The following is a 24,982-nucleotide window of genomic DNA, read 5'->3' as shown; positions in this document are numbered from 1 at the left end:
GTTGCAAGCGGCTGGCAAAAGCCCCTTCGAGTGGACCCCGACTACTCGACGCGGAGGCGCTTCGGGTAGTCGGTGAGGTTCTCGTAGCCGTCGTCGGTGACGAGTACGAAGTCCTCGACGCGCACGCCCCCGACCTCCGGATCGTAGAGCCCGGGCTCGATCGTGATGACGTTGCCCGCTTCGAGCTCGCCGCCCTCGAAACTCAGACTCGGCAGCTCGTGGACTGCGAGCCCGACGCCGTGACCGGTTCCGTGGATGAACCCCGTCTCGGTTTCGGGGTCGTCGCGCAGCGTCGGCTCGCCGGCGTCCTCGTAGACGTCACAGACCGCGTCGTGGACTTCTTCGCCCGTCACACCGGGTTCGACGACGTCGAGCGCCGCGTCGAGCGCCTCCTTCGAGAGATCGTACCACTCCTCGGCGCGCTCGCTCGGTTCACCCTTCACGAACGTCCTGGTCATGTCGGCGTGATAGCCCGTGTCGGTGCTCTTGGGGAAGATGTCGACGATGATCGGTTCGCCGGCGGCGAGGGGGCCGCTGCCGTCGTTGTGCGGGTCGGCGGCGTCGGCACCGCCGGCGACGATCGTCTCGCCGGAGGTGTAGCCATGCTGGAGCAGCGTCGTCTCGACGGCGGTCTTGACGCGCTCGGAGGTGAGCGGTTCGCCGTCGGCGACGAGGTGGCCGTTCTCGACGTCGGCTCCCTGGATGGCGTTCTCGGCGGCGACCATCGCACGCTCGTTGACCTGCTGGGCGTCTCTGACCTTCTCGATCTCCTCGTCGGTCTTGACCGCGCGGATGTCGACGAGAATGCCGTCGTCCTCGACGGTCACGTCGATGCCCTGCTCGCGGAGCCCGTCGGCGGTTCCGACCGGGAACCGCTCCGGGACGAGCAGCGAGTCGATGTCGTGATCGTCGAGAAATCGTTCGAGTATCTCAGTATCCGCCTCGCGCCCGCCGGCGTCGTCGGCGTAGTCGGCGTGTCGGGAGACGGTCGCGGCGCGGCTCTCGGTTTTCGCACGGCCGTATTCGAGCGCCGAGACGAGGAGGTGGGTGTCGCCGTCGTAGAGCGTCACGAAGGGATCGGGTGCGACGAATCCCGAGAGATAGCGCTGGTCGGGATCGTCGGAATCGGCATCGAGCAGGTAGCCATCGGCGTCGTGGTCGGCGAGTTCCGCGTCGAGCGCGGAGAGATCCGGATCCATAACGGAAATTCGGGTGTAGCCGACAAAACGATGGCGTCTCACGTGCGGGAGCGTTATGAAGCCGCCACCGGAGAGACACGTATGGATTTCTTGCCGATCGGCGACTACGGTGTCGTCGGCAATCTCGAAACCTGCGCGCTGGTCGGGCGCGACGGGACGGTCGACTGGTGGTGTCTCCCACATACCGAATCGCCGAGCGTCTTCGCCGGCATCCTGGATCCCGAAATCGGTGGTGAGTTCGCGATCCAGCCCGCCGACGAGTTCGAGAGCGAACAGGAGTACGTCGAGCGGACGAACGTGCTCGAAACGTGCCTCGAGACCAGCCGGGGCACGGCAACCCTCACCGACTTCATGCCGATCGTCGGCGAGCAGCAGACCCTCGATACCGCCGAGCACGCACTCTACCGACGTGTCGAATGCGGTGAAGGATCGATCGAACTCGACGTCGAACTCGCGCCGCGCTTCGACTACGCGCGCGCCGAGACGACCGTCGAAGCGGTCGACGGTGGCGTGCTCGCGACCGGCAACGACGAGGAACTGTTCTGCCAGAGTCCGGTCGCGCTCGATACCGACGGTTCGACGGCGACGGGGACCATCACGCTCGACGAGGGCGATACCGTCTGGTTCGTCTGCCAGTACGGCGAGCGCGGACGACTCGACGACGATGAAGCGGCGGCGATGCTGGAGGCGACGACCCAGTTCTGGAAGGGCTGGGCCCACCACTGTACGGACTCCGAGCGCTGTCTGTTCTACGGGCCGTGGCACGAACTCGTCATCCGCTCGGAGCTCGTGCTCAAACTGTTGATGCGCCGCGAGACCAGCGCCATCGCCGCCGCGCCGACGACCTCGCTGCCGGAGACGATCGGCGGCGAGCGCAACTGGGACTACCGGTTCAACTGGATCCGTGATGCGGCGTTCACCGTGCAGGCGCTCCACGAACTCGGCCACGCAACCGAGGTCGAGGATTTCTTCGCAGAGTGTCTCGCTCGGATCGCGGAGGGCGAGTCCGGCCGGGTCGAACAGCCCTTCTACGGCGTCGACGGTGAGGAACTCCCCGACGAGGAGGAGCTCGACCATCTCGAAGGTTATCGCCACTCCTCGCCGGTGCGTATCGGCAACGCGGCGGGCGACCAGCGCCAGCTCGACGTCTACGGCGAACTCGTCCTGGCGATCCACGAGACGACCCAGTATAGCGAAACTCTCTCCGAGGAGAACTGGACGGTGCTGCGTGACGTCATCGATCACGTCTGCGAGGTCTGGGACAAGCCGGGCTACGGGATCTGGGAGGACCGCGTCGATCCCAAGCAGTTCGTCTACTCGAAGGTGATGTGCTGGGCGGCCATCGATCGGGCGCTGACGATGGCCGAGGCGACCGACTACGAGGCCCCCATCGATGAATGGGAGGCCGTCCGCGCCGAGATCGAAGAGCGCGTGCTCGACGAGGGCTACGACGAGGAGATGGGGAGTTTCACCCGCTCGTTCGAGACCGACAACGTCGACGCCTCACTGCTCCGTCTTCCGGTCGTCGGCTTTCTCGAACCGGACGACGACCGGATTCTCGGGACGATCGAGGCGGTCCAGGACCATCTCGCGACCGACGAGGGGCTCGTCTATCGCTACGACACCGACGACGGGCTCGACGGCGAGGAGAACCCGTTCGTGCTCTGCTCGTTCTGGCTGGTCGACGCGCTCGCGCTGGCTGGCCGCCACGAGGAGGCCCGGGAACTCTACACGGATGTGCTCGAACACGCGACCTCGATCGGCCTGTTCGCCGAGCAGGTCGACGGCGAGACCGGCGAACAGCGGGGCAACTTCCCGCAGGCGTTCAGCCATCTCGGTCTCATCAACAGCGCCATCTACGTCAGTGAGGGTGCAGACCCCCGAACGCCGACCCCGATCGGTGTCGACGCACCCGATGGGACCAGTTGAGGCGGATATTCGAATTGGGATGGCTGGCGGTTGTTGTGGCGCGCGCTCGCGCTCGTGTGCGAACGAAGTGAGCATCGAGCGCGAACACTGTGCGAGGTCTGCACGAGCACGGCGAGTGCAGGCTCGTCAGAGCGAAGCTCTGACGGTGGATGAGTGAGCGACCGGAGGGAGCGAACGAATCGGTTGGGGAGGTATGTGGGCTGTCGCGGTGCGGAGTGAGCGCGGATCACGAGAGACGCGAACCGTCTCTCTGGCTCTCGTTCACTCCCTGCGGTCGTTCACGAGAACACTGCGAACGAGGCCGGAGGCCGAGTGAGCAGGTGTTTTTCGTCCAGGTTTTTGGACGGGGGTTGAGCGCGCGAGTGAAACGAGCGCGCGACGCCCCCGTCTAAGAAAGTGGGGCTCTACCACCAGTAGTCGCCGATCAGTTGCATCAGCAGTGTCTGGCCGAACACCGCCGCGGCGAGCAGTGTCCGCCGTGCTCGTGCAGCGTTCGTCGCGCGGAGTGCGGCGGCGACCGGGAGGAGGAGGAACGGATAGAGAAAGAGCACGCCGCGGGCGGTCTCGCCGGTGTGGTAGACGCCGCCGGCGAACAGGCCCAGAATCGAGACGACGGCGGCGGCGAACAGCACGAGCGGTTCGCGATCGTGCGTGCTGCGGCCGCGTGCGCCCTGCCAGAGGACGCGTGTGCCGGCGATCGCCAGCAGTCCCAGATAAGGTGTGAAGAACAGTGCGATCTCGGCGACGTCCTCGATGCGAGTGTAGAGATAGCGCAGCGGTTCGGCGAACAGGAGGAAGCCGCCGGGGTTCTGTTGTTGGGAGGCGGCGGCGAACGAACTGAGGTAGTTGAAGTCGAAGACGACCGCGAGCAGGGTGTAGGCACCGAGCAATCCGACGAGCACGACCACGAACGGACGGCGTTTCGCGGGGCGGATGGCAGCGTAGGCGGCGAGCACGGGAAGGATGAAGACGAAGACGAACGTCTGTGTCGAGGCGACGAAGACGCACGCGAGCGTGCCGAGCGCCGCGAGGAGCCGTGACTCGCGCGTGAAGCAGTAGATCGCCCCGAGCAGCACGACCGTGATGACGATGTCGAGCGTCGTCAGCGCGTAGATCTGGACGGCCGGCAGCAGGACGAACAGGAAGGTCGTGAACTGCGCGACGTCGCGCGGGTAGTACGTTTCGAGCAGTCGAAAGAGGAGCAGCGCCGCGAGCGCGAGCGAGAGCGTACCGACGACCAGCGAGACCGCGAGTGACGACGGGAGCAACAGTTCGAAGAGGTAGAAAGTGAACACCGCCCCTGGCGGGTGCGTACGTGCGTGTAACGGGAGGCTCAGCTGTTGCTGTTCGAACGTTTCGAGGAATCGGATCGGATCGGCGACGGTGACGGCGGCCTCGTAGTAGCCGCCGGGGTCGGCGATGCCGATGGCCGCCCGTTCGTAGCTACCCGGTGCCGAGAGGGGTCTGAGCAGCCCCGGTCCGACACCGTGGGTGAGCGTCGTGAGCACGAGAAGCGCGATGCCGGCGACGATGACCGGCACGACGGAGTTGCGATCGGTGCGGAGCAGGTAGACGGTCGCGACGAGGAAGACCGCGATCGCCACGACGGCGAGGATCGGCGCGTCGGGCAGGGGAATTCGCTCGATGCGGAGGGTGAACTTGCTGAGCGGCCAGAACGTCGGAATCCGTGTGTTCGCGCCGAGCAGCTGGCGATCGACGAACTTGATGAGGACGTTGCAGAAGACGACAGTGGTGAGCGTCACCCAGCCGATCGCGAGAACGCGTCGGAGCGAGAAGAGGCCGGCGGAGTGACGTGTGGAGTCGGTGCCGCCGGTCATGCACGTCCATCCAGCCGACGGCGCTTAGGTGCTTTCGTCCGCGCCGGCCGTCAGGCTTCGGTACCGGGACCCTCAGTGTCGGCGTCGTACTCCCAGTAGCCGTTTTCGCGCATCGTCTCGCCGACCCGCTGATGCATCGTCTGGATGTCCTCGATCTCGTCGCTGTCGACGTTATCGAAGATCTCCGCCAGGCTGACGACCCGCTCGTGGTTCAGACGAATGGGATCGTCGCCGTGTTCGTCGACGAACGCCGATACGTCGAGCGGGAAGTCCTCGTGCTCGTCGACCTTCTTCGCGATGACTGCCTGTCCGTACTTGCGCATCCCTTCGCTCCCTTCCTCGCCGTCGGGGTCGTGGGGCCAGTCGGCCATGTCTCAAAACCCGTTCGGTCGCCGCAAAAGCGTTGCTGCTCACCGTTCGATCGCGAGAAACGCGGTGGGGATGGGATTCGAACCACGGTCGTTTCACTCCGTTCGCTCCACTCTCTGCTTCGAATCCCACGTACTCGTTTCACTCGCTCACGCGGTTGCTCGCGCACGAGGCGCTCGCAGGATAGTTCGCTCGGAAACGGTGGGGATGGGATTCGAACCCATGAGGCCATCGGCCACCTGTTTTCAAGACAGGCGCAATCGTCCACTCTGCCACCCCACCACAGCCACGACTATCTCCGCGGGCGTCTAAGGGCTGTCGGTGTCCGCTTTCCGCAAGGAGAGGTCGCCGTCTGCCTCGACGAGCGTCACGTCCAGATCGCCGAGACACGCGGCAGTGTGCTGGGGCACCTCGCGCCCGGCCCGATCACGTGCACGGACGAATGCGAGCGCGCCCGCGAGGTCCGTGCCCGTCTCGATCACGGCGGTCATCGGCCCGTAGTCGACGTCGAGCCCGGCATCGTTCGCGCGCGCGGTGAGCGTCTCGACCGCCGGTGGCGTGTAGGCCTCCTCGAAGTCGATCGGTGCGGAGAAGCCGGCGGCGTAGACCCGGCCTTCCGAGGTGGGACCGAGCACGACGTCGCTCCGGCGGAGTTTCATCATCAGCCCGTCGATGACGCCGCGTGTGAGGAACGGAGCAGTCGGCTCGACGGCCATCGCCGAGCTCTCCTCCTCGCTTTCGAGCAAGTGCGTGATCGTGTTACCGATGCGACCCGCGAACGTCGAGCCGGCCTGCGTCTCGTAGCGCACACCATCCGGGTCTTCGAGCGCGGCATCGGCGAGCGCGCGGAGCTCCGCCTCGGGCTCGCCGGACTCGTCCGGGCGGTAGTTGACGAGCAGGTCGCTCGCGCTCGTCTCGACGGCGCGGAACACGTCGGCGCACATCGCGGCGTAGAGATCGGCGGTCTCGCCCTCGGTGAGCGGCGTCGACGACGCGAGGTCGGCCAGAACGCCCTCGCTCGGCGCGTCACAGAGGACGGCGACGGTGGTCATGGACGCACTCGGCGCGCGGCGCTCTTGAACGCCGTGGCTCGCCCGTCCGATCGCGGGTTTATTCACCCCGGCGCTGTCACTCGTTCCCACGGATGAACACCACTGTCGATCGTACCGACGGCGACGACCGCGACGAACGATCACGGGGCGCCTGAGATGTGGCTCTCACGGCTGCTCGCCGGAGTCGTCACACTGCTCGTCGCCCTCGCAGCAATCGGTAGCCTCGCCGTCCTCGTGCTGAACGCGCTCGCACCGACGACGATCGCCGTGCTCGCGCTGGTGATCGTCGCCCTCGTCGCGATGAGTGCTGTCGGCGCGCGCTCGCGGCGATGGCTGTCGAACCCCTACTGGTAATCAGTCCTCGGTCGGCTCGGCGCTCGTCGGCGCGTCGGGATCGTTCTCGGGACTCGATGGGTGATAGTCGGTGTCGTACTCGCCGGCGTCGCCGTCCAGGCGATCGGGGTTGACGCGCCCGGCGAGCAGCATGAAGTCGACCATCGTGAGCGCGGCCATCGCCTCGACGACCGGGACGCCGCGCGGCGGGAGCACGGGGTCGTGACGGCCGATGACCTGCGCTTCCTTCTCCTCGCCCGTCTCCCAGTCGACGGTGGTCTGTTGCTTCGGGATCGAGGTCGGTGCGTGGAGGGTGACCTCGCCGCGGATCGGCTGACCGGTCGTGATCCCGCCCTGGAGTCCGCCGTGGTCGTTGCCGACGGGAATCGGATCGCCATCGTCGTCGAACTCCCAGTCCTCGTTGCGCTCGCTGCCGCGATAGCGTCGGGCCTCCCGGCCGAGTCCGAACTCGAAACCCGTCGCGGCGGGCACGCTCAGCATCGCCTGCCCGAGTCGTGCCGGCACCGAGTCGAACCGCGGCGCACCGAGCCCGCGGGGCGCACCCCGGATTTCGAACTCGATGGCACCGCCGATCGAATCGCCCTCCTCCTGGTACTCGTCGATGCGCTCGCGCATTCGCTCCGCGGTTTCGGGATGGGCACACCGGACCTCGTTCTCCTCGACGTGTTCGCCCATCGCCTCGAAGCTCACGTCAGGGGCCTCGATATCGCCGATCTGGTTGACGTGCGCCCGGATCTCGACACCCTCGCTCGCGAGGATCTCCTTGGCGATCGCACCCGCCGCGACCCAGTTAGCCGTCTCGCGGGCCGAGGAGCGCCCGCCGCCGCCCCAGTTCCTGGTGCCGAACTTCGCCGAATAGGTGAAATCGCCGTGGCTGGGTCGCGGCGCGGTGATGAACGGCTCGTACTTGCCCGAGCGAGCGTCCTTGTTCTGGATGATCATCCCGATCGGTGTTCCGGTCGTGTAGCCGTCCTGCGTGCCGCTCTTGATCGAGACGGCGTCGGGCTCGCCACGGCTGGTCGTGATCTGTGACTGGCCGGGTTTGCGCCGGTCGAGCTCGCGCTGGACGTCTTCCTCGTCGAGTTCCAGCCCCGCGGGGCAGCCCGAGACCGTGACGCCCATCGCCTCGCCATGACTCTCGCCGAAGGTCGTGACCCGGAAGAGCCGACCGAACTCGTTACCGTTCATGAGTTCGCGTTGGCGCGCAGGGATTTGAACCCACTTTTTTGCTTCGTTCCCGTTCGCGCCTGCGGGCGCTCAGGGTCCTCGCAAAAACCTGGACTAAAAAGAGCCGCTCGCTCCCTCGCTCCGCTCGGTCGCTCACGGTGAACCGCGCTCACTGCGTTCGCGCGGATGCGCCTCTCCCGCAAACCGCCCGCCTCCGCCGAAGCCCTCGCATCCCTCCGGAAGAGCTTCGCTCTTCCGTGCTCTCGTTCACCTCCGGTTCACGAGAACTCCGGGATGCTCGCCCTTCATCCACCAGGACCGCCCGCCCCGCTCCGCACCGCCCACAAACACCGTCGTTTCAGTCGAGACTCACGTCGGCCCCAGCACCGGCGAGCGTGGCGAAGAAATCCGGAAACGAGACGTCGACGTGCTCCGCGCCGCTGACGGTGGTCGTCCCGTCGGCGACCAGTCCGGCGATCGCGAGTGCCATCACGATCCGGTGGTCGCCCCGTCCGTCGACGCGCGCGCCCTGGAGGGCCGAGTCGTCGCCGTGGATCGTGAGCGAGTCCTCCCGCTCGGTGACGGTCGCACCCATCGTTTCGAGTTCGTCGGCCATCGCGCTCACGCGATCGGTCTCCTTGTACCGGACGTGTTCGGCGTTCACGAGCCGCGTCTCGCCGTCGGCCGCGGCCCCGAGAACGGCGAGCGTCGGCAGGAGGTCGGGCGTGTCGCCGACGTCGATCTCGACGCCCGAGAGCGACGAGCGCGCGATCGAGATCGTCCCGGCGTCGCGCTCCCACGCGATCTCCGCGCCCATTCGTTCGAGAATCTCGACGATGGCGCTATCACCCTGCGCGCTCGGACGCGCACCCTCCACGGTGAGTTCACCGTCGGCGGCGAGCGCGCCGGCAGCGAGCAGATAGGAGATCGACGAGAAATCGCCCGGCACGCGATACTCGCTGCCCGCATCGTAGGCCTGCCCGCCCGCGACCGCGAAGCCCTCTCCTTCGTTTTCGGTCTCGACGCCGAAGTCGGCGAGCAGCTCGCGGGTGATTTCGACGTACGGCGCGGACTTCAGCTCCGTTTCGAGATCGATCTCGATCCCCGACTCGGAGCGCGCACCGGCCATCAGGAGCGCGGTCACGAACTGTGAGGAGACGTCGCCGGGCATCGAAACTCGCCCGCCGTCCACCGGCCCGCCGACGACGAGCGGGGCCTGCCCGTTCGCGCGCGTACTCTCGGCGTGGCCACCCAACTCCTCGATCGCGGCGAGCAGCGGCCCGTGCGGGCGCGAGCGCAGCGATCCGTCGCCGGTGAGCACCGTCAGCCCCTCGGCGAGCGCTGCCGTCGCCGTGACGAGACGCATCGTCGTCCCACTGTTGGCACAGTCGACGACATTGGCCGGTGTCTCGGGATGGCCGAACCCTTCCACCGTGATCTGCTCGCTGTCGTCCGCGAGCCCTTCGACACGCCCACCGAACGCCTCGACGGCCCGCGCCGTCGCGCGCGTATCGGCGGAGACGAGCGGCCGCTCGATCCGCGTGGTGCCATCACCGTAGCCCGCCGCCAGGATCGCCCGATGGGTGTAGCTCTTCGACGGCGGTGCTCTGACCGTGCCGCCCACGCACGAACTCCCGATGTCGGCGTTCATACCCGCCCCTCGGACGGCGGGGCTATCAGACTGCCGGACCTCCACTTTTTTTACGACTCGGGTTCGCCTCCGGCGAACCTCTCGTCGCAAAAACCTGGACTAAAAAGAACCGCTCGCTCCCGACGGTCGCTCGCGGTGAACCCCGCTCGTTCCACTCGCGCGGATGCGACCGTTCCAACTACCGCACAGCAACAGCCCACATACCTCCCCAACCGATTCGCTCGTTCCGTTCGCTTCACTCACGTCACTCGCTCATCCCTCGCGCAGTGTTCGCGCTCGGTGCTCACTTCGCTCACGGGTCGTTCCTCCCCGTTCGCATCGAGGCACTCACTACGTTCGTGCCTCGCACCGTTCGCACACGAGCGTGAGTGCGCGCCACAGCAACCGGTGTGTCTCCGATTTTCATCCTGTTCCAACCGTCAGGCCTCGGCGCTCGATCCGGTGAAGAGCTTGTGGGCGCTGAACACGACGAAGCCGAGGATGGCGGCGTACCAGAGCGTGCCGACGCGGATGACCATCGTCGCGCCGACCGCGATCGGTTCGGCGATACCGAACGTGAGGAGCACGCCGGTCATGCTCGCCTCGGCCGCGCCCAGTCCGCCGGGTAGCATACTCACCGCGCCGACGACCGAGCCGAGCGCGAAGACGAACAGCCCGACCAGCAGGGAGGTCTCGATGCCGAACCCGCGGAGCGTGAGCCAGAGCGCGACGCCTTCGAGCCCCCACGCGACGATGCCGAGCAGCGTGGCCACCGAGAGCGGGCGAAGCCGAAAGAGCCTGTACGTACTCTCGTAGAGCGTTTCGAGCCCTTCGGCGTAGTCCCCGATCACGGGCAGCGAACCGATCCACGAGAGCAGACGGAGACAGCCCGCCCGCCACTGGAGCAGCCCGATCCCGAGCGCGAAGACGACGGCGACCGCCACCAACACCGCGGGCGAGCGCCCGTAGGCGACGACGCCGAGCGCGGCCAGCAGCGACAGCGAGAGCAGGTCGGTGATGCGCTCGGCTCCCACGACGGAGGTCGTCCGACTCGCGGGCACACCTGCCTCGTCGCGCAGCAGCCACGCCTTCCAGACCTCGCCCGCCTTCCCGGGCGTGACGACCATCATCAGTCCGCTGAAGAACACCGTGAGACTCGTCTTCAGGGGGACGTGAACGTCGAGCTCGCGCAGGTAGAACTCCCACTTGGCGAAACGAAAGCCGTAGCCGATGGTCGTCAGGAGAACGACTGCGCCGAACGCCCAGAGCTCGAACTCGGAGAAGGCCGCGATCACCTTCTCGGCGTCGGCGAGGACGAACAGCGCCGCGAACACCACCACGGTCAACACCGCCGTCACCCAGACGCCGTGATCGCTCACGAGCTGGCGGATGCGACCCGTCGACTCGTCGGCTTCGTTCCCCTTCTCCAGGGAGTCGCTCATCGCAGCCCTCCGATCGCCCGTCGCGCCTGCTGGACCTTCGTGGCGACGTGGCCCGAGAGATAGCGCCCGTGTCCGCACGGCGTCGTCGTTCCCTCGCGAATCGCCTCGCGGAGCGTCCCCTCGAACTCGGTCGCCGCGCGCCCGACCTCCATCGGGAAGTGGGCGTCGCTGCCACCCGTGATCGCCAGCCCGTGATGGGCGGCGAACGCGCGCGCCTGCCGGTTGAACAGCGGGCGCACACACCGCGAGTTCGTCGCCTCGACGCCGTCGACCGCCGCCGCGATCGCCGGCAGCTCGCGGTCGTAGAACTGCCGCATCGTGTCGAACGGATGCGAGAGCACCGCGATCCCGTCCTGTTCGTGGATCTCGTCGATCACAGTGAGGGGATCCGTCTTCGGCGGGGCGTCATCGATATCGATCCCGAGCAGGTGGCCCTGCGTGGTCGTCACCTCGACGCCCGAGACGACGTCCAACCCTGCTGGCGCGTGCTCGCGGACACGATCGACGTTCGCGAGCGTGTCGTGATCGGTCACGACGATGCCGTCGAGTCCCGCGTCCGCGGCGGCCACGGCGACCTTCTTCGGTGGTGTAGCCGAACACGGCGAGGCGTCGGTGTGAACCTGGAGATCGTAGCGCATCAGCCGAACACCCCGACGAGCCACGCACGCGGGCGACCGTAGAGGACGACGACCGCGATCAATCCCCAGAAGGCGAAGTTGACGAGCAGCTGTCGATCGACGAGCAGCGCGCCGGGCGACGCGCCCGCCTTCGTCGTGTAGACGAGATGGTGATAGCGGAAGACGCCGAAGAAGGCGAACGGGAGCGTGAGCATCATCGCGAGCTTCGCGCCCGTGAACGTGTAGATCGAGTAGGACATCAACAGCGTCGAGATGACGATCCCGAGCAGCTGATCGAGCGTCTCGGGCGTGTAGTCGGCGAGCGTCGCACGCGTCTCGCCGGGCACCTCGCTGGCGGCGAACTCGTGGCGGCGCTTGCCGAGCGCCAGCAGGAGTGCGGCGAGAAACGTACAGACGACGAGCCACGGGCTGAGCGCGACGCCGATGGCGACCACGCCCGCCACGGCCCGGAGCACGAACCCGACGGCGATGAGCAGCACGTCGACCAGCACGACATCCTTGAGATACAGCGAGTACGCCGCGTTCTGAACCAGATAGGCGACGATGATCGCGACGAACAGCGGGCCGAGCGTGTACGAGAGCGCGAAGCCCGCGACGAGCAGGGCGATCGCGAACGCGCCCGCCGTCTGGACGCCTACCTGTCCGCTCGCGATCGGACGATTGCGCTTCTCGGGATGTTTGCGGTCCTCCTCGACGTCGCTGATGTCGTTGAAGATGTAGGTCGCGCCGGCGACCGCACAGAACGCCGCCACGGCGATCGAGACCCGTCCCCACGCCATCGGGTCGAACAGCTGTTTCGAGAAGACGATGGCGATGAGTATCACGCCCTGTTTGTACCACTGCCACGGACGGATCTCGTAGGCGAGACCGGCGGCCGTGCGCACGAACCCGGCCTGCTGTGTCTGCGCCTCACCCATTGGCCCTCATCCACGGCCGCGAGACATAAACCTGACCGATCGATACGCACCGTTTCGGACCGTTTCAGGCGTGGTAATCCCACACGAGCGCTCGTGTCGTATCGGTAGATAGTTGAAACGCCCCCCATTACGGCGAGCCTATGCAAGCGCACGCACACGACGACGACCGACTCGCCGAGCCCGGTTCGCTGCTCGTCACCGGCGGCACGGGGTTCCTCGGACTCCACACCTGCGAGTACTTCGCCGAGCGCGGCTGGGACGTGACCGCGTTCGACCTCAAACCGTTCAAACCCGAAGACGAGATCGAGGGCGTCGATTTCGTCGAGGGCGACGTGCGCGACGAGGAGACGGTAGGCGACGCGATCGACGAAGTGGACGCCGATGCGATCGTCCACACCGCCGCCGCACTCCCGCTGTGGGACGACCAGCGCATCCGCGAGACGACCATCGACGGCACGCGCAACGTGCTCTGGGCCGCCAAGGAAGCCGACGTCGAGCGCGTCGTCTACGTCTCCTCGACCGCCGTCTACGGCACCCACGACCACCATCCCATCACCGAGGAGTCGCCGCTCGATGGCGTTGGACCCTACGGTGAGGCGAAGATCGAGGCCGAGAAAATCTGTGACGACTTCCGCCGGATGGGCATGTGCGTCCCTATCCTCCGCCCGAAGACGTTCATCGGGCCGAAACGCCTCGGCGTCTTCCAGGTTCTCTTCGACTGGATCGAATCGGGCGCGAACGTGCCGATGGTCGGCTGGGGCAACAACCAGTACCAGCTGATGCACGTCTACGATCTCGTCCGCGCGATGGAGTTCATGTTCGCGAAGGACGAAGAGGACGTGAACACCACGTTCAACGTCGGAGCCGAGGAGTTCGGCACGATGAAGGAGGACTTCCAGGCACCGATCGACTACGCGGGCACCGGCAAGCGCACCGTCGGGACGCCGACGTCGCTGACGGTGTTCGCCCTGCGCGTGCTCGAAAAACTGAACCTCTCGCCGCTGTACCCCTGGGTCTACGAGACCGCCCACGAGGATTCGTACGTCTCCGTCGAGAAGCTCCAGTCGCTCGGCTGGGAGCCGAAATACTCGAACAAGGAGGCACTCGTCGAGACCTACGAGTGGTATCTCGAGAACTACGACGATCCCGAAAGCGAGGGAACAGGATTGGACCACCGCGTCGCCTGGGATCAGGGTGCGCTCACGCTCGTCAAGGGCGTGTTCAAACACATCTGAACCGTCGTCGATCGAAGCGCCGATACCGCCTCGCTGCCAACCGCTCACAACCGTGACGAACACGCAGCTCACACTGATCCAGATCGACAACTACGGCCCGTGGACGGTGACGCCGGAACCGCGGCGCGAGGTCGACCTCCAGACCCTCCAGTCGCGGCTGTACGCCGACCTCTCGCAGCTGTTCGGCAACCGCGACGGCTACGTCTTCTTCTCGCGGTTCGACAACATGGTCGCCGTCACGAACGGGATCGACACGGATGCTCACGCGCTCATCCAGGAATCGATCGGCAACCGCTATCCGGTGACGGTGAGCCTCTCGATCGGCACGGGCGAGACGCCGGCGACGGCGATCGAGACCGCGAGCGAACAGCTTCAGGCTGCCGGCAGCGCACAGGCGAGCGATCGTCAGGAGATCCTGCGTGGCGAGCCGATCGTCGAATCGGACCGCACCGACGAGGACGTCCGGATCGCCCACTTCGACGTGAACGACGCCACCGGCAAGTATACCGACCGGTTGAACGAGTTCGATACGTTCATCAACATCGAACAGAGCTACGCCGAGCTGATGCGTTATCTCCGCGAGACGCACGACTCGCTGTCGTTTTTCGTCGGCGGCGACAACATCATCTCGGTCTGTCCGGATCTCGACGCCGAGCAGTACCACGACGCGATCGAGCACGTCAGCGAGGCGGTCGGCGTCGAGCTCAAGGTCGGCGTCGGGCGGGCGGCGAACGCCCAGTCGGCGGGCATGGCCGCCAAACACGCCCTCGAAACCTGTCGGTACGACGGCCGTGACGTCGTGTTCGGCGACCAATGAGATAGGACGGCTGCGCTCTTAACCCTACTGGAGATACTTTTTAGCACGCACGGCCGGAACGGACCGGTATGAGCAGTGCTATCACCGTGCGGGAGATAATGACCCGGGAGTTCCTCGGGGTGAGTGAGAGCGACGATCTGCTCGAAACGGTCGAACTGCTCCTCGACGAGGCCGCCGACTGTGCGGTCGTCCTCCGTGGACCCGACCCCGTTGGGGCGCTCGACGAGCGCGATGCACTTTCGCTACTCGTCGGCGAGACCGACCCCGCGGCGGCGACGGTGACCGACGTCATGGACGACGGGGTCGTTCGGGTCGCCTCCGATGCCTCGCTCACGGCAGCAGCCGAGGCGATGGCTCGCGAGGAGGCCGACTGGCTGCTCGTCGTCGAGGACGAACCGGTGGGCGTGGTCTCGGCGTACGACATCGCCACCGCCTCGACGATCGCGCCCGTCGTCGGGGACGGCACCGTCTCGACGGCGACGGAGCCATCCCCGACCTACGACACACAGGGGATCTGTGAGCACTGTGGGACGCTCACACACGATCTCGTGACCGTGAACGGTCAGTCGGTCTGTGCGAACTGCCGCGAGAACTGAAACCCACTCCCGGCGGTCGGTCCTAGAGGCAAGACTTATATTGCCATCAGGAAACATACTGGTGACATGGCACGAACTACCAATCGACGTAAATTCCTCATCGGTGTCGGAGCCGCAGGTCTCGCTGGCTTCGCTGGCTGCATCGGCGGTGGCGGCGACAACGGGAGCGGCGGTAGTGGCGAAACAGGTACCAGCGGTGGTGGCGGTGGCGGCAACGGAAGCGGCGGCGGGGGCGGAGGCGGTGGGCAGGCGATCAAGATCGGCATTCTCCAGCCGACGACCGGCGACCTCGCATCGGTCGGCACACCGATCCAGAAGGCCGCGCAGCTGCCGGCACGTCAGTTACAGAACGCCGATACGGCGTTCTCCATCGAGACACAGATCGAGGACACGCAGACGGACCCGCAGGCGGGTATCAGCGCTGCCCAAGCGCTCGTCGATGCGGGCTATCCGGCGATAACGGGTGCAGCGTCCTCGGAAACGTCGATTCAGGTCGCGAAGAACGTCACGATCCCCAATCAGATCGTCCTGACCCCGCCGGCGAGCACCTCGCCGGCGATCACCGACCTGCAGGACAACGGCTACGTCTACCGGACGGCACCGAGCGACGCGCTGCAGGGTGAGGTGCTCGCACAGGTCGCCAGCCAGCGCGTCAACGCGGCGGCGGTATCGGCGATGTTCGTCAACAACTCCTACGGACAGGCGCTCGCCGACAGTTTCGTTCAGGCGTTCGACGGCAACGTCCCGGCGCAGGTCTCCTTCGAGAAGGCACAGTCGTCGTACACCTCGAAGCTGCAGGAGGCGATGTCGTCGAGCCCCGACGGACTGCTCGTCATCGGCTATCCCGAGAGCGGCAACCAGCTGTTCCGCGATTTCTACTCGAACTACGGTCGCGACACGACCATTCTCGTCACCGACGGGCTGCGCGCGCCCGAACTGCCGAGCGACGTCGGCCAGTCGATGACGAACGTCGTCGGCACCGCGCCGATCGCCGCCGGACCGGCCAAGCAGTTCTTCACGAAATCGTTCAAGGACGAATTCGGCAACGAACCCGGCGTGTTCACCTCGCAGGCCTACGACGCGACCGCGGTCCAGATGCTCGCCATCGCCGCGGCCGGCGAGAACACCGGCTCGGCCGTCCAGCAGAACATGGCTTCGGTCGCGAACCCCGGCGGAGCCGAAGTCACGCCGGAGAACCTCGCCGAGGGGATCGGGATGGCAGCCAATGGCGACGACATCAACTATCAAGGCGCATCGAGCAGCGTTAACTTCGACGACAACGGCGACATGCAGTCGGTCGGCTACGAGATCTTCAGCTACACCGAGGGTGGCGACATCGAACAGCAGGACACCGTCGAGTTCGAAGCCGGCGGCGGTGGCGGTGGGGGCGGCAACAACAGCAGTGCAGGCACGACGAGCGCCTGAACGGTCGTTTCAGCCGCCGAGGAACTCCCGGCGCACCTCGTCGTTACCGAGTAGTGCCGCGCCGGTGTCGGTGAAGCGGTTCTGGCCCTGCACGAGCACGTAGCCACGGTCACAGCGCGAGAGCGCCTCGATCGCGTTCTGCTCGACCATCAGCACGGCCGTTCCGGCGTCGTTGATCGCGTCGATCCGGTCGAACATCTCGTCGACGAGATCGGGCGCGAGCCCGGCCGACGGCTCGTCGAGCAGCAGCAAGTCGGGATCGAGCATCAGCGCGCGCCCCATCGCCAGCATCTGGCGCTGGCCGCCCGAAAGGGTGCCCGCGCGCTGGGACTGGCGCTCTTCGAGGATCGGGAAGCGTTCGAAGACGTCCGCGAGCCGCTCCTCGGGCACTGAATCGAGGATGTACGCGCCCATCTCCAGGTTTTCGCGCACCGAGAGCCCGGCGAAGACGTTCTCGTTCTGTGGGACGTAGCTCACGCCCCGGCGGATCACCTCCTCGGGAGCGAGGCCGCCGATCCCCTCGCCGTCGAAGGCGATCGAGCCATCCATGTGAGTCGCCAGCCCGAAGACTGCCTTCATCACCGTCGATTTGCCCGCGCCGTTCGGACCGACGATGCTGACGTACTCGCCGGAATCGACCGCGAGATCTAGCGCCGAGAGGATCTGCAGATCGCCGTAGCCCGCGTCGAGATCGGTGATCGAGAGCAGGCCGTCGGCGGTCGTGTCGCTTTCGTCCGTCTCCGTGTCCGTGACTGCGCGTTCGTCGCTCATACGTTCGCCCCCAGATAGGCGTCGATCACCTGCTCGTTCTCGCGGATCGCCGCCGGCGCGTCGTCGGCGAGCACGCGCCCCTGATGCATGACGATGACGCGCTCGCAGTTCTCCATGATCACGTCCATGTCGTGTTCGACCAGCAGGAAGGTGTAGCCCTGTTCGCGGAGTTCGTCGATCCGTTCGAGCAGTTTGCGTTCGAGCGTCGGGTTGACACCGGCGAGCGGCTCGTCGAGCAGGACGACCTCCGGATCGGTCAGCAGTGCACGCGCCATCTCGAGCAGTTTGCGCTGGCCGCCCGAGAGGTTGCCCGCGTACTCTTCGGCGAGGTGGTCGATCTCGAAGAATTCGAGCGTCTCCCACGCCCGCTCGCGCAGCTCTCGCTCTTGAGCCTGTACCGAGCGGCGTACACCTGGCAGCACCGCCCGCCAGAGCGCCTCGCCTTGCTGGCCGCGCGGCGCGAGCAGCATGTTTTCGAGCACCGTCATCTCCTGGAGTTCGCGCGTGATCTGGAACGTGCGAACGAGTCCACGGGCAGCGATCTCGTGCGGCTGCAGGCCCGTGATCTCTTCGTTGTGGAGCTTCACCGAGCCACCGGTCGGACGATGGACGCCCGTGATACAGTCGAACGTGGTCGATTTGCCCGCGCCGTTCGGCCCGATCAACCCCGTGAGCGACCCCTCTTCGATGGCGAACCCGGCTCCGTCGACCGCCGTCAGCCCGCCGAACTCCATGCGGAGATCGTCGACCCTGAGCGGCCGCCCGGGTGGTATCTCGCGGGCGGCACGCTCGACGTCCGAGTCCTCCTCGGGGTCGATATCCGCGATCTCCTCTGGGTTCTCACCCTCGATCGCCGCTCGCGTGTCGGTGGTGTCCGTTTCACTCATCGTTGGCCTCCGTCGCGCCGCCGTCTGTCTGGCCGGCTGCGGTCCGCTCGCGCGCGAGCGAGACGGCCGCGGCGGTCTCCTTGCGGTGGCCGAGCAGTCCATCGGGTCGGTTCTGCACGAGATAGACCAACACCACACCGACGAGCACGAACCTGAGGCTGGAGACGTCGGCGAGCGCGTAGGCGAGCAGCGGCCCGACATCCAGCGAGCCGAGCGCGGCGATCGCGTCGGTGAACGTGTTCGGCGCGCCGCCGAGGTCAACGGTTTGTTGGACGAGCCGACGGACGAACGTCGGTCCCTCGAACAGCAGTCCCGCGAAGAGCGCGCCGCCGATGACGCTACCGGTGTTCGAGCCCGACCCGCCGATGATCAGCGCGATGAAGACGTAGAAGGTGATGATCGGGAGGAACAGGGCGGGGTTGACGAGTTCCTGACTGCCCTGCCAGAGTATTCCTCCTAAGCCCATCAGCGCACAGCCGAGCATGAACGTCTTGATCTTGAACCGGTTCGTGTTCTTCCCGAGCGAGCTCGCCACGAGTTCGTCCTCGCGGATGGCCTTGAGCACCCGACCGAACGGCGAATTGCCGACGCGCGTGAGCAGGAGATAGAACAGGCCGACGAAGATCACGAGCACGATCGTGTAGGTCCAGTCGACGACGACCGGCTCGTCGAGTCCGAGCGTTCCGAAGAAGCCGAAGACGGCCTCGCCGAGCCCCGTCGTGCCGGCGGCGGGGCTCGACGGCGTCGTGTAGTAGAGCGCCATCACGGGGTTGGTCGGCGTCTGGATGCCCTGGGAGGCACCGGTGCCGAGATCCGCGCCCGCGATCGAGAAGGTCTGGAAGGTGGTGGAGTTGTACGTCAGTCGGATGATCTCGGAGAGGCCGAGCGTGACGATGGCCAGATAATCGGCCTTGAGCCTGAGTGCGGGCAGCGCCGCGAGCGCGCCGACCAATGCTGCCGCGACCATCCCGCCGACGACGCCGACCCAGAGCGGGAGGCCGAGCCCGGGGACACCGCCCGCCGCGGGGCTCGCGGGCGCGGTGAGCATCGCCATCGTGTAGACGCCGACGGCCATGAACCCCGCGACGCCGATGTTCAGGAGTCCCGCGTAGCCCCACTGAAGGTTGAGGGCGAGCGCGAGCAGCGCGTAGACGGCCGCGAAGAAGGTGATCCGCTGGAGGGTGCTCGCGAGCCCCGCGATATCGAGCCCGAGCGCCATTCCTAATACCGTGAAGCCGACGTACAGCCCGAACAGCACGCCGAGGATCAACACGGCGTCGTTGTCCGGTAGCCGGGCTGCGACCCGCTCGGTGGCGCTACTCATCGGTCCACCTCGCTGGCCGCAGCCACACTCGGTGACGGTATCCATTCAGTCGCGGGGTAGTCATGCGGTCGTCACCCCGCCGAACAGCCCCGACGGCTTGACCAACAGCATGAAGATCATGACGAGGAAGGCCGCGACGGTGGTGAAATCGGAGGGGATCCAGACCAGTGAGACCGTGCTCGCGAGCCCGATGAGCAACCCGCCGAACATCGCGCCGTAGACCGAGCCGATACCACCGAGGATGACCGCCGCGAAGATGAGGAGGAGCAGCACCCAGCCGAAGTCGAAGGCGATGGTGCCCGTTTCGAGCGTGATGAGATAGCCCGCCGCGCCGGTGAGCCCGCCACCGATGACCCACGTCGCGCGGACGACGCGCTCGGTGGGGATGCCGGTGACGCGCGCGAGATCGCGGTTGTCGGCCATCGCGCGCATCGCCGTCCCGAGTTTCGTGTACTGGAGGACGACGTGAACGCCGACCAGCAGCCCGATCGCACAGATCGCGAGCGTCGCCTCGTGAGCGTTGATCCGGATGCCGATCCCGGGAACGGCGATTCCGGGGATCGATCCGCCGGTGATGCCCGGCCGACTGGTGCCGAAGACGAACGCGATCAGATAGCGCAGCGCGAGCGCGACGCCGACGCTCGCGATGAGCAGCGAGATCCCCTCCTGATCGCGCATCGGCTTGTAGACGAGTCGATCGATGAGCAGGGTGAGCGCGATGGTGAACACGGCCGCCATGACGAGCCCCGCGACGACCGCCAGCGGCGTCGAGACGACGCTCACGCCGACGCTGCCCGCGGTCGCGTCGCCACTGACGCCGAGCAGGAGCAGATCGCCGACCGACACCGTGCCGAACCCCGCGATCACGTAGGTGGTCGCCCAGCCGGCGAACGCGCCGCTGGAGATGTAATCGCCGTGAGCGAAGTTAGGGAAGCCGAGGATCGAATACGTCATCGAGAGTCCGACCCCCGCGAGCCCGATGACGAGCCCGAGGATCAGCCCGTCCTTGAGGAAGACGGCGAGGCTGAGCACCGACAGCGAGCCGCTCAGTAGTTTCGAAACCAGATCGATCGCCAACAGCATGCAGACGACCGCGACCAGCAGCGTGAGGGGTTGTTCGGCGACGACGCTCCGGCCGCGAGAGTAGGTTTCAGCAATACCCATGACACGAGTCCACATGAAACGGTGGGGGAGACCGTAATAAGTGTTACTCCCTCCGTCCGGCGATCGGGAGGGAAAGGGATTTGCCGGCGGCCGGTGGAGGGCGCACAATGATCCGAACCCTCGACGACCTCGACTGTGAGGGCGTCGCCGTCGGGGTGCGCATCGACATCAACAGCCCGCTCTCCGAGACGGGGTTGGCCGACGACGCCCGCCTGCGCGCCCACGTCGAGACCCTCTCGGAGCTGCTCGAACGCGGCGCACGGGTGGCGATCCTCGCCCATCAGGGCCGCCCCGGCGACGACGATTTCTCGACGCTCGCCGCCCACGCCGACCGCCTCGACGAACTGCTCTCCTTCCCCGTCGACTACTGCGACGCCACATTTTCGGCCGCTGCCAGAGAGCGCGTCGCGGGGCTCGACGGCGGTGAGGCCGTCCTGCTCGAAAACACCCGCTTTTACGCCGAGGAGTACATGGAGTTCGACCCCGAGCGCGCGGCCGATACCCACCTCGTCGAGGGGCTCGTGCCCGCACTCGACGTCTACGTCAACGACGCCTTCGCCGCCGCTCACCGCTCACAGCCCTCACTCGTCGGCTTCCCGCAGCGACTGCCGGGCTACGCCGGCCGGGTGATGGAGCGCGAACTCGACGTGCTCGCAACTATCGAGGAGACCCCCCAGCCCCGCGTCTACCTGCTCGGCGGCGCGAAGGTCGGCGATTCCATCGGTGTGGCCCGGAGCGTTCTCGAACGCGGCCTCGCCGACACGGTGCTGACCGCGGGCCTCGTCGGCAACGTCTGCCTGCTCGCTAGCGGCGCGGAGTTGGGAACCGCGAGCGCCGAGTTCGTCTACGATCAGGGCTACTGGGACGAGATCGACCGCGCTGGCGAACTGCTCGATGCCCACGACGAACTCCGGGTTCCGGTGGACGTCGCGATCGAGCGCGACGGCGAGCGCCACGAGATCCCTGTCGCGGAACTGCCCCAGGAGACCGAGACGCCGGCGATGGACGTCGGCAGCGAGACCGTCGCCGCCTATTCCGAGGTCCTCGCCGACGCCGGCACGGTGATCCTGAACGGGCCGGCGGGCGTCTTCGAGGAGGAGACGTTCGCCCACGGGACCCGGGAGCTCTACTCGACGGCCAGCGAGGCCGATCACAGCATCGTCGGCGGCGGCGACACGGCGGCGGCGATCCGGCGACTGGGCATCGATGGGTTCTCGCACGTGAGCACCGGCGGCGGCGCGTCGCTCGCGCTGCTCGCCGGCGATTCACTGCCGGCCGTCGAGGCACTCGACGAGTGACCATCGAACCGCCCGACACCGCGGCCGCGGGCGAGATCGCGGAGCTGTGGGTCGAACTCGCCCACGATCAGCGCGCGTTCGGCTCGCATCTCCGTGCCGAACCCAATCGGGCGACCATCCGCGAGGCGATCGTCCGCGACATCATCGCCGGTGGACTGCTGGTCGCTCGCGAGGACGGCATGATCGTGGGGTTCGTCATGTTCGGACCCGAATCCGAGCGGTTCGAACAGGACGTCTCGCGCGGTATCGTCCGGAACATCGTCGTCCGCCCGGAACGGCGAAACGAGGGTATCGGTGCGGAGCTACTCGCAGCGGCCGAGCGCGAACTGGCCGCGGCGGGGTTCGACGCCGTCGCTCTCTCCGCGCTCGCGGACAACGAGGCGGCGCGGCGCTTTTACGCGCGGGCGGGCTACGAGCCACACCGCATCGACTTCGAGAAGTCGCTCGAAAGCGACAGCGACAAATCGGGCCGTGGGTAACCCACGAGTGCGCCAGGGGAGCTTGGGTGGTGCAAGCACTCGATTTGTAATCGAGAATTCGTGGGTTCAAATCCCACCCCTGGCTTCGCAGCCTGTACGAACCCGAGCGTAGCGCGGGCCGAACGGTATGAACCCCCCGTTGCTATCAGGGAGTGTGACTTTTCGATCCCGTGTCGTGGTCGACGGTGAGGGCACGGGGGTGACGTCGTGTGGAGACGGTCGGAACGGCGAGTGACCTCCGACGCTCGCAACGCCACAATGAACTCGAAGCAAACGTGCGTCGTGACGGGTGGATCGCGGGGAATCGGACGGGGAATCGCCGAGGAGCTCGGTCGCAACGGTGCGACCGTCGTCGTGAACTACCGATCGTCGGAGGCTGCCGCCCACGAGACGGCAGAGGCCATCAAGGACGAGGGTGGAACCGCCGTTCCGCTCCAGGCCGACGTCGCCGAACCGGACGAAGTCGACGCTCTCCGTGATCGGGTCCACGAGCTGTTCGGCCCGATCGACGTGCTCGTGAACAACGCCGGCATCACCGTCGATCGGACGTTCGCGAACATGAGCCGCGAGGACTGGCAGCGCGTCGTGGACGTGAACCTGGGTGGCGTGTTCAACTGTACGAACGCCTTCTTCGAGGACATCGGCGACGCCGAGCACGGGCGGCTGATCAACGTTTCGAGCGTCGTCGCCCAGCAGGGCAACTACGGCCAGGCGAACTACGCCGCGACCAAGAGCGGGCTGTTCGGCTTCACGCGCACCATCGCGCTCGAACTCGCCAGTTCGGGATCGACCGCGAACTGCGTCGCGCCGGGGTTCGTCGAGACCGACATGCTGGACGACGTTCCCGACGACGTGAAGGAGAAAATCCGTCAGCGCATTCCGCTCGATCGTTTCGCCAGTGTCGAGGACATCGCCGGCATCATCCGGTTCATCGCCTGCGAGGATTCCGAATACATGACCGGCCAGATCCTCGCGGTCAACGGCGGCATGGAGTGGTAGGAACTGAGGCAGCGACAGTGCGCTGGCTGTAAGAGTGTAGTAGCTCCGCCCCGTAGGACGAATGATGACGAACATCACGGCGTCGGAATCGATCCCCGTAACGGTCGTGAGCGGCCCGCTCGGTGCGGGGAAGACGACGCTGCTCAACCGATTGCTGGCCTCTCCCGGCGGTCGCGAGATCGCGGTCATCGTCAACGACATGGGCGAGATGAACGTCGATGCCGAACTGCTCGCGCGCTCGGACGATGCCGACGATCCGGGCATCGTCGATCTTTCGAACGGCTGCATCTGCTGTCGGCTCCAGGACGACCTGCTCACCGAGGCCGCGCGACTCGCCGAAACCCGTACCTTCGACGTTCTGGTGGTCGAATCGTCAGGTATCAGCGAGCCGGTGCCCGTCGCGCGGACGTTTCTGGAGGGCTCCGACGAGAGCGATATCGATCCGACCGACCACTATCGCCTCGACACGATGGTGTCGGTGATCGACGCGTACGGCTTCTGGAAGGAGTTCGACGCCGGCGCGTCGCTGCCCGCGGGAGCCGACTCCGACATGGATCGACCACTCACGGACGTCCTGATGGAGGGTATCGAGTTCTGTGACGTCCTCTTGCTCAACAAATGCGACATGGTGCCCGACGAGCAACTCGACGAGATCGAGGCGACGCTCCACACGCTCCAGTCCCGCGCCGAGATCGTTCGGACGACGCGTGCCGACGTCGATCCGGAACTCGTGCTCGATACGGACCGATTCGATTTCGCGGCCGTCACGCGCTCGGCCGGCTGGAAGCAGGCACTGGCGGGCGATGGTCACGACCACGATCGGCCGGCGGCCGCGGCCCACGGCGTCTCGTCGTTTATCTACACCGCAGAACGGCCGTTCCATCCCGAACGACTCGACGAGTGGCTCGATTCGTGGACCGAGTCGGTGATCCGGGCGAAAGGTGTCTTCCGACTCGCCGGGCGCGACGACGTGATGGGGCTCAATCGGGCGGGGCCGTCGGTGCAGGCCGGCCCGATCGGACAGTGGAGCGACGATGACGACCGCCGCACCCGACTCGTGTTCATCGGCAGCGGGATGGACGAGGCGGGGATCGTCGCCGATCTGGACGACTGTCTGATCGACGACGACCCGGAGAACCGTGCGTTCGACGACCCGTTCCCGACGAACTGAGCTACGGCGAGACCTGCTCGCGGAGTTCGTCCCACGACTCGTGGAAGCCGTAGTTCGAGTCCGTCGTTTCATCATCACGGACGATCTCCTGATAAGTGTCGTCGTAGTCGAGCAGTTTGCCCCAGCCCTCCATGTCGTAGCTACAGTAGATGCACATGGGTGTCGATACCACGACTACCCAGTCGTGGGACATAACGTTTGTGCGGGCGCGAGTCGTCCCTTCCCTCTTCCCTGCAATCACTGGTCGCTACGAGTGTTGCGGGGCGCGCAAAAATCGATGA

24 protein-coding genes and 2 tRNA genes are annotated in these 24,982 nt (G+C 66.4%); 11 read left to right on the top strand and 15 right to left on the bottom strand.

Features of this window, described 5'->3' with window-relative positions; genetic code table 11:
- Positions 1-41: 41 nt before the first annotated feature.
- Positions 42-1,199, bottom strand: coding sequence for a M24 family metallopeptidase (locus C451_RS08110; RefSeq protein ID WP_007739577.1), 1,158 nt, complete (start codon positions 1,197-1,199; stop codon positions 42-44).
- An 81-nt stretch (positions 1,200-1,280) separates the two neighbouring features.
- Here C451_RS08110 and C451_RS08105 point away from each other — a divergent pair, with 81 nt between their 5' ends.
- Positions 1,281-3,128 (top strand): glycoside hydrolase family 15 protein, encoded by a 1,848-nt coding sequence (locus tag C451_RS08105; protein WP_007739575.1) that lies wholly within the window; start codon positions 1,281-1,283, stop codon positions 3,126-3,128.
- Positions 3,129-3,532: 404 nt separating this feature from the next.
- Here the strand turns inward: C451_RS08105 and C451_RS08100 are convergent, their stop codons facing one another.
- From C451_RS08100 to C451_RS08085, 4 genes are all read right to left on the bottom strand, one after another.
- A complete protein-coding gene (locus C451_RS08100; RefSeq protein ID WP_007739572.1) occupies positions 3,533-4,966 on the bottom strand; it encodes a hypothetical protein in 1,434 nt (477 codons plus the stop codon).
- 50 nt (positions 4,967-5,016) lie between these two features.
- Positions 5,017-5,337 (bottom strand): DUF5785 family protein, encoded by a 321-nt coding sequence (locus tag C451_RS08095; protein WP_007739570.1) that lies wholly within the window; start codon positions 5,335-5,337, stop codon positions 5,017-5,019.
- A 197-nt stretch (positions 5,338-5,534) separates the two neighbouring features.
- A tRNA-Ser gene (locus C451_RS08090) sits at positions 5,535-5,617 on the bottom strand.
- A gap of 26 nt (positions 5,618-5,643) precedes the next feature.
- On the bottom strand, positions 5,644-6,387 hold the full coding sequence (locus C451_RS08085) for a hypothetical protein (RefSeq protein ID WP_049913046.1): 744 nt from the start codon (positions 6,385-6,387) through the stop codon (positions 5,644-5,646).
- 156 nt (positions 6,388-6,543) lie between these two features.
- Between C451_RS08085 and C451_RS08080 the strand changes: the two genes are divergently transcribed.
- Positions 6,544-6,741, top strand: a complete 198-nt coding sequence (locus C451_RS08080) for a hypothetical protein (protein ID WP_007739568.1) — start codon at positions 6,544-6,546, stop codon at positions 6,739-6,741.
- On the opposite strand, the gene aroC is transcribed toward C451_RS08080, so the two are convergent.
- The 5 genes from aroC to C451_RS08055 all read right to left on the bottom strand — a co-directional run bounded on the left by aroC (position 6,742) and on the right by C451_RS08055 (position 12,535).
- Entirely contained in the window at positions 6,742-7,929 is a 1,188-nt protein-coding gene (gene aroC, locus C451_RS08075; protein WP_007739567.1) for a chorismate synthase, read from the bottom strand. It lies immediately after the preceding gene.
- Positions 7,930-8,266: 337 nt separating this feature from the next.
- On the bottom strand, positions 8,267-9,559 hold the full coding sequence (aroA, locus tag C451_RS08070; RefSeq protein WP_007739566.1) for a 3-phosphoshikimate 1-carboxyvinyltransferase: 1,293 nt from the start codon (positions 9,557-9,559) through the stop codon (positions 8,267-8,269).
- Between the two features lie 419 nt (positions 9,560-9,978).
- The gene (locus tag C451_RS08065) at positions 9,979-10,980 is read right to left on the bottom strand and encodes a lysylphosphatidylglycerol synthase transmembrane domain-containing protein (protein ID WP_007739565.1); all 1,002 of its coding nucleotides are present in this window, start codon (positions 10,978-10,980) and stop codon (positions 9,979-9,981) included.
- Positions 10,977-11,618: a PHP domain-containing protein gene (locus C451_RS08060; protein WP_007739564.1), complete on the bottom strand. Its 642-nt coding sequence runs from the start codon at positions 11,616-11,618 to the stop codon at positions 10,977-10,979. The genes C451_RS08065 and C451_RS08060 overlap by 4 nt, the downstream gene beginning before the upstream one ends.
- Positions 11,618-12,535 carry a decaprenyl-phosphate phosphoribosyltransferase gene (locus tag C451_RS08055; RefSeq protein ID WP_007739563.1) on the bottom strand — a complete coding sequence of 306 codons (918 nt, stop codon included), beginning with the start codon at positions 12,533-12,535 and terminating at the stop codon, positions 11,618-11,620. Before C451_RS08055 ends, C451_RS08060 begins: the two co-directional genes overlap by 1 nt.
- A 140-nt stretch (positions 12,536-12,675) precedes the next feature.
- Here C451_RS08055 and C451_RS08050 point away from each other — a divergent pair, with 140 nt between their 5' ends.
- The 4 genes from C451_RS08050 to C451_RS08035 all read left to right on the top strand — a co-directional run bounded on the left by C451_RS08050 (position 12,676) and on the right by C451_RS08035 (position 16,608).
- Positions 12,676-13,770, top strand: a complete 1,095-nt coding sequence (locus tag C451_RS08050) for an NAD-dependent epimerase/dehydratase family protein (RefSeq protein ID WP_007739562.1) — start codon at positions 12,676-12,678, stop codon at positions 13,768-13,770.
- 52 nt (positions 13,771-13,822) lie between these two features.
- Positions 13,823-14,587: a GTP cyclohydrolase III gene (locus tag C451_RS08045; protein WP_007739561.1), complete on the top strand. Its 765-nt coding sequence runs from the start codon at positions 13,823-13,825 to the stop codon at positions 14,585-14,587.
- A 68-nt stretch (positions 14,588-14,655) separates the two neighbouring features.
- Positions 14,656-15,183, top strand: coding sequence for a CBS domain-containing protein (locus C451_RS08040; RefSeq protein ID WP_049913042.1), 528 nt, complete (start codon positions 14,656-14,658; stop codon positions 15,181-15,183).
- Positions 15,184-15,249: 66 nt separating this feature from the next.
- On the top strand, positions 15,250-16,608 hold the full coding sequence (locus C451_RS08035; RefSeq protein ID WP_007739559.1) for an ABC transporter substrate-binding protein: 1,359 nt from the start codon (positions 15,250-15,252) through the stop codon (positions 16,606-16,608).
- Positions 16,609-16,617: 9 nt separating this feature from the next.
- On the opposite strand, the gene C451_RS08030 is transcribed toward C451_RS08035, so the two are convergent.
- From C451_RS08030 to C451_RS08015, 4 genes are read right to left on the bottom strand one after another with little or no spacing between them, the layout of a single operon-like run.
- On the bottom strand, positions 16,618-17,379 hold the full coding sequence (locus tag C451_RS08030; RefSeq protein WP_007739556.1) for an ABC transporter ATP-binding protein: 762 nt from the start codon (positions 17,377-17,379) through the stop codon (positions 16,618-16,620).
- Positions 17,376-18,266, bottom strand: a complete 891-nt coding sequence (locus tag C451_RS08025; RefSeq protein ID WP_007739553.1) for an ABC transporter ATP-binding protein — start codon at positions 18,264-18,266, stop codon at positions 17,376-17,378. The genes C451_RS08030 and C451_RS08025 overlap by 4 nt, the downstream gene beginning before the upstream one ends.
- Positions 18,259-19,590, bottom strand: coding sequence for a branched-chain amino acid ABC transporter permease (locus C451_RS08020; protein WP_049913045.1), 1,332 nt, complete (start codon positions 19,588-19,590; stop codon positions 18,259-18,261). Before C451_RS08020 ends, C451_RS08025 begins: the two co-directional genes overlap by 8 nt.
- Positions 19,591-19,650: 60 nt before the next feature.
- Positions 19,651-20,754: a branched-chain amino acid ABC transporter permease gene (locus C451_RS08015; RefSeq protein ID WP_007739549.1), complete on the bottom strand. Its 1,104-nt coding sequence runs from the start codon at positions 20,752-20,754 to the stop codon at positions 19,651-19,653.
- 107 nt (positions 20,755-20,861) lie between these two features.
- Here C451_RS08015 and C451_RS08010 point away from each other — a divergent pair, with 107 nt between their 5' ends.
- From C451_RS08010 to C451_RS07990, 5 genes are all read left to right on the top strand, one after another.
- Complete coding sequence (locus C451_RS08010) at positions 20,862-22,052, top strand: phosphoglycerate kinase (RefSeq protein WP_007739547.1); 1,191 nt, start codon at positions 20,862-20,864, stop codon at positions 22,050-22,052.
- Positions 22,049-22,531, top strand: a complete 483-nt coding sequence (locus tag C451_RS08005; protein WP_007739545.1) for a GNAT family N-acetyltransferase — start codon at positions 22,049-22,051, stop codon at positions 22,529-22,531. Before C451_RS08010 ends, C451_RS08005 begins: the two co-directional genes overlap by 4 nt.
- Before the next feature lie 11 nt (positions 22,532-22,542).
- Positions 22,543-22,616 (top strand) — tRNA-Thr (locus tag C451_RS08000).
- 173 nt (positions 22,617-22,789) lie between these two features.
- Positions 22,790-23,530 carry a 3-oxoacyl-ACP reductase FabG gene (gene fabG, locus C451_RS07995; RefSeq protein ID WP_007739543.1) on the top strand — a complete coding sequence of 247 codons (741 nt, stop codon included), beginning with the start codon at positions 22,790-22,792 and terminating at the stop codon, positions 23,528-23,530.
- 64 nt (positions 23,531-23,594) lie between these two features.
- Complete coding sequence (locus C451_RS07990) at positions 23,595-24,701, top strand: CobW family GTP-binding protein (RefSeq protein WP_007739542.1); 1,107 nt, start codon at positions 23,595-23,597, stop codon at positions 24,699-24,701.
- Between the two features lies 1 nt (position 24,702).
- Here C451_RS07990 and C451_RS22760 read toward each other — a convergent pair whose 3' ends face one another.
- The gene (locus C451_RS22760) at positions 24,703-24,873 is read right to left on the bottom strand and encodes a hypothetical protein (RefSeq protein ID WP_162471349.1); all 171 of its coding nucleotides are present in this window, start codon (positions 24,871-24,873) and stop codon (positions 24,703-24,705) included.
- Positions 24,874-24,982 lie beyond the last annotated feature (109 nt).

The sequence above is a fragment of the Halococcus thailandensis JCM 13552 genome, assembly GCF_000336715.1.
In the GTDB taxonomy this organism is placed as follows: Archaea; Halobacteriota; Halobacteria; order Halobacteriales; family Halococcaceae; genus Halococcus; species Halococcus thailandensis.
The sequence above is the reverse complement of the archived record's forward strand: the minus strand, read 5'-3'. Positions and strand labels throughout refer to the sequence as shown.

Coding starts and splice junctions, on each gene's coding strand:
- C451_RS08110 (WP_007739577.1), bottom strand. CDS start 1,199: ATGGATCCGGATCTCTCCGCGCTCGACGCGGAACTCGCCGACCACGAC.
- C451_RS08105 (WP_007739575.1), top strand. CDS start 1,281: ATGGATTTCTTGCCGATCGGCGACTACGGTGTCGTCGGCAATCTCGAA.
- C451_RS08100 (WP_007739572.1), bottom strand. CDS start 4,966: ATGACCGGCGGCACCGACTCCACACGTCACTCCGCCGGCCTCTTCTCG.
- C451_RS08095 (WP_007739570.1), bottom strand. CDS start 5,337: ATGGCCGACTGGCCCCACGACCCCGACGGCGAGGAAGGGAGCGAAGGG.
- C451_RS08085 (WP_049913046.1), bottom strand. CDS start 6,387: ATGACCACCGTCGCCGTCCTCTGTGACGCGCCGAGCGAGGGCGTTCTG.
- C451_RS08080 (WP_007739568.1), top strand. CDS start 6,544: ATGTGGCTCTCACGGCTGCTCGCCGGAGTCGTCACACTGCTCGTCGCC.
- aroC (WP_007739567.1), bottom strand. CDS start 7,929: ATGAACGGTAACGAGTTCGGTCGGCTCTTCCGGGTCACGACCTTCGGC.
- aroA (WP_007739566.1), bottom strand. CDS start 9,559: ATGAACGCCGACATCGGGAGTTCGTGCGTGGGCGGCACGGTCAGAGCA.
- C451_RS08065 (WP_007739565.1), bottom strand. CDS start 10,980: ATGAGCGACTCCCTGGAGAAGGGGAACGAAGCCGACGAGTCGACGGGT.
- C451_RS08060 (WP_007739564.1), bottom strand. CDS start 11,618: ATGCGCTACGATCTCCAGGTTCACACCGACGCCTCGCCGTGTTCGGCT.
- C451_RS08055 (WP_007739563.1), bottom strand. CDS start 12,535: ATGGGTGAGGCGCAGACACAGCAGGCCGGGTTCGTGCGCACGGCCGCC.
- C451_RS08050 (WP_007739562.1), top strand. CDS start 12,676: ATGCAAGCGCACGCACACGACGACGACCGACTCGCCGAGCCCGGTTCG.
- C451_RS08040 (WP_049913042.1), top strand. CDS start 14,656: ATGAGCAGTGCTATCACCGTGCGGGAGATAATGACCCGGGAGTTCCTC.
- C451_RS08035 (WP_007739559.1), top strand. CDS start 15,250: ATGGCACGAACTACCAATCGACGTAAATTCCTCATCGGTGTCGGAGCC.
- C451_RS08030 (WP_007739556.1), bottom strand. CDS start 17,379: ATGAGCGACGAACGCGCAGTCACGGACACGGAGACGGACGAAAGCGAC.
- C451_RS08025 (WP_007739553.1), bottom strand. CDS start 18,266: ATGAGTGAAACGGACACCACCGACACGCGAGCGGCGATCGAGGGTGAG.
- C451_RS08020 (WP_049913045.1), bottom strand. CDS start 19,590: ATGAGTAGCGCCACCGAGCGGGTCGCAGCCCGGCTACCGGACAACGAC.
- C451_RS08015 (WP_007739549.1), bottom strand. CDS start 20,754: ATGGGTATTGCTGAAACCTACTCTCGCGGCCGGAGCGTCGTCGCCGAA.
- C451_RS08010 (WP_007739547.1), top strand. CDS start 20,862: ATGATCCGAACCCTCGACGACCTCGACTGTGAGGGCGTCGCCGTCGGG.
- fabG (WP_007739543.1), top strand. CDS start 22,790: ATGAACTCGAAGCAAACGTGCGTCGTGACGGGTGGATCGCGGGGAATC.
- C451_RS07990 (WP_007739542.1), top strand. CDS start 23,595: ATGACGAACATCACGGCGTCGGAATCGATCCCCGTAACGGTCGTGAGC.